Genomic DNA, 2,724 nt, shown 5'->3' with positions numbered 1-2,724 from the left:
ACCCCCCCACCGCCCACCTCCCCCCCCCCAACCAAGAGTTGCGCTTGGTCGGTAATGACAATTCGCTGAATATCGGCGATGAGATCTCCCGCCTGCAGGACAAGAGCAAAACGCTGACCGAGGACATCTTCGGTAAGCTGACCAGCTGGCAGATCGCACGCTTGGCGCGTCACCCGAAACGCCCGTATACCCTGGACTACATCGAACACATCTTCACCGAGTTCGATGAACTGCACGGCGACCGTCACTTCTCCGACGACGCTGCGATCGTGGGGGGCATTGCTCGTCTGGAAGACCAGCCAGTGATGATCATCGGTCACCAGAAGGGCCGCGAAGTCCGTGAGAAAGTACGCCGCAACTTCGGCATGCCGCGTCCGGAAGGCTACCGCAAGGCTTGCCGTCTGATGGAAATGGCCGAGCGTTTCAAAATGCCGATCCTGACCTTCATCGACACTCCGGGTGCCTATCCAGGTATCGACGCCGAAGAGCGTAACCAGAGCGAAGCCATCGCCTGGAACCTGCGTGTGATGTCGCGCCTGAAGACCCCGATCATCGCCACCGTTATCGGCGAGGGTGGTTCAGGCGGTGCACTGGCCATCGGTGTTTGCGATCAGTTGAACATGCTGCAGTACTCGACCTACGCGGTGATCTCGCCGGAAGGTTGTGCTTCGATTCTGTGGAAAACCGCCGAAAAAGCGCCGGACGCTGCTGAAGCCATGGGCATCACTGCCGAGCGCCTGAAAGGTCTGGGCATCGTTGACAAGGTGATCGGCGAGCCTTTGGGCGGTGCTCACCGTGATCCGGCCGCTGCCGCTGCCTCGATTCGTGCCGAGCTGAGCTCGCAGCTGGCAATGCTGAAGAAGTTCGACAACGAAGCGCTGCTCAAGCGCCGTTACGATCGACTGATGAGCTACGGTCTCTGACAGATCGCGCAATACCCAATGTGGGAGCGGGCTTGCTCGCGAAAGCGGTATAACAGTCGACAGATGTGTTGAATGTTGAGACGCCTTCGCGAGCAAGCCCGCTGCCACTTTGATTTGGGCAAAGAGTTAGATAGGGGTCAGTCCGTGAGTGATCTGCCTTCCCGGCTTCTGCTGAATCTTGCAGCTTGGCGCAACGCCACTGCATGGCGCGTCGCTTTCTCCGGTGGTCTCGACTCGACCGTCCTGCTGCATCTGCTTGCCGATCTCGTAAAAGACCAATCCCTTCCGGCGCTAAGCGCCATCCACATTCATCACGGCCTCCAGCCTGCGGCGGATGCGTGGCCACAGCATTGCCAGTCGTTCTGTGATGCGCTGGGTGTTCCATTGCAAGTGGAGCGGGTCACGGTGCAACCGGGTGCGAGTCTGGAGCGAGCGGCGCGCAATGCGCGTTATGCGGTGTTCGGTGCGCTGACGCAGGCCAATGATGTGCTGCTGACCGGTCAGCATCGGGATGATCAGGCCGAAACATTACTGTTTCGTCTGTTGCGTGGCGCAGGTGTCAGAGGATTATCGGGCATGCCGAGCCAGCGAGCGCTGGGGCGGGGTGTTCTGATTCGACCTTTGCTTGATGTCCCTCGGGCTGAACTGGAGGCCTACGCACAAGCTCATCAATTGCACTGGATCGAAGACCCGTCGAATCAGGATCGTCAGTTCTCGCGTAATTACCTGCGCCATCAGGTCATGCCGCTGCTGAGCAGTCGCTGGCCGCAAGCGCCAGCAAGCATGGCGCGCAGCGCTGCGCATCTGCGTGAGGCGCAGGGTTTGCTCGATGAATTGGCGCAAATCGATCTGGCACAGGCTGCAACGCCTCATGAGTTCCAATGGCTGCGCTTGCCGTCTCTGGCGTTGGCGCCACTTTGCGCTCTCACCGCCCCCCGGCAACGAAATGCGCTGAGTCATTGGCTCGAACCGCTGACACGTTTGCCTGACACCGACCATTGGTCGGGTTGGGCGGATCTGTGCAATGCCAGTCACGATGCTTCGCCGGTCTGGCGTCTGGCCGATGGCGAGTTGCATCGCAGTGCCGGTCGTCTGTGGTGGCTCAGTGGCGACTGGCTACGCGCTCCAGTGATCGACGGCGAGTGGCAGGTACCGACGTCGCCGCTAAGCTTGCCCCATAACGGGGGTGTCATGTTCAGTGGTCAGGCTCCCTGCGGCCCGTTACGCATTGCCTATCGGCAGGGTGGCGAAGTGATGCATTTGGCGGATCGCGGCCATCGCGACCTCAAACGGTTGCTCAATGAGCGTGCGGTGCCGGGTTTCGTGCGTGGCAGATTGCCGCTGCTTTTTCGCGGTGACGAATTGCTCGCGGTGGCGAACCTGCCGGGACTTGATGGCCACGAGCAGGACGGCTGGAAAATGAGTTGGCAGCCAACAGACGAAGATCAAGGTTTGAGATGAAAGGGGCATTCCGGTAGACTACGCTCCCTTCTTGATACAACTTCTGTGGATTCGCCTGAATTGCAGGAGTTGCCGATTACCAAGCAGTCTTTGCTGGGCGATTCCAAAAAATGTGTAGCGCACAACGTACCGGTGTTTCATCTGCCGGTCTGTCCCAACGCGGCGGTTTTTTTGAAAGGTGCACTGTGATTAATGCTGGTGATCGGGGGCTTCGGCCTTCCTTCGCTTTCCCCGGCGGCTCGTACCGCTTTAACGCAGACTTCTAGGGTTTTTCATGACGCGCTACATATTCGTCACGGGCGGGGGGGTGGTGGTGTTTGGTGGTGTTGTGGGTTTTGGT

At 59.3% G+C, this 2,724-nt stretch carries 2 protein-coding genes (1 of these 2 running past the window's edge); both read left to right on the top strand.

From position 1 onward, the window contains the following. Positions 1-923, top strand: partial view of an acetyl-CoA carboxylase carboxyltransferase subunit alpha gene (locus tag ACIOWA_RS23135; RefSeq protein ID WP_401162112.1) — the 3' portion only. 121 nt of this gene lie to the left of the window's left edge; 923 of the gene's 1,044 nt are visible here — the last part of the coding sequence; its start codon lies off the left edge, out of view; it ends in the stop codon at positions 921-923. A 144-nt stretch (positions 924-1,067) separates the two neighbouring features. Beyond that, entirely contained in the window at positions 1,068-2,384 is a 1,317-nt protein-coding gene (gene tilS / locus ACIOWA_RS23130; protein ID WP_401162110.1) for a tRNA lysidine(34) synthetase TilS, read from the top strand. Positions 2,385-2,724: the final 340 nt, after the last annotated feature.

The sequence above is a fragment of the Pseudomonas sp. NPDC087614 genome, from assembly GCF_044743485.1.
GTDB lineage: Bacteria > Pseudomonadota > Gammaproteobacteria > Pseudomonadales > Pseudomonadaceae > Aquipseudomonas > Aquipseudomonas baetica_A.
Note: the sequence above shows the minus strand (reverse complement) of the source record. Positions and strands in the feature narration are given on the sequence as shown.